Origin of the sequence: Nitrospirillum amazonense (assembly GCF_029594735.1) — a bacterium.
Lineage (GTDB): Bacteria > Pseudomonadota > Alphaproteobacteria > Azospirillales > Azospirillaceae > Nitrospirillum > Nitrospirillum amazonense.
In genome coordinates this window covers 339,283-339,629 of record NZ_JARPAF010000003.1, presented here as the reverse complement: position 1 = coordinate 339,629, position 347 = coordinate 339,283, and the positions used below count along the sequence as shown (strand labels likewise).

The following is a 347-nucleotide window of genomic DNA, read 5'->3' as shown; positions in this document are numbered from 1 at the left end:
GCGTACCCAGGGTACCGCCGACATAGTCGTTGCCGACCACCGCCAGCAAATTGGTGCCCACCACGCCCTGGCTCACCAACAGCCCGGTCAGGGAGCCCTGCACCGCCACGCCGGTATAGCTGGACCCGGTGCCGCCGGCCACCAGCGTGTCCACGCCGGCCAGATAGTTGCCGGTGGCGCCGTATTGGGCGACGACCGTGCCACCGCTAAGGCTTGCGGCGCCGCTGACGGCCAGGCCGCCATGGGCGGGATCCGTCAGGGTCAGGGTGCCGGCCGTCTGGCTGTAGGCACCGGTGACGCTGACCAGGCTGTCCAGGATTACCGAGGCGCCACTGTTGACCAGGGTG

General features: G+C 69.7%; 1 protein-coding gene. It reads right to left on the bottom strand.

Annotation, left to right across the window (positions count from 1 at the left end; translation table 11 throughout):
* On the bottom strand, positions 1-347 hold a 347-nt coding region (locus P5F91_RS19845; protein WP_277908040.1), incomplete at both ends, for a hypothetical protein.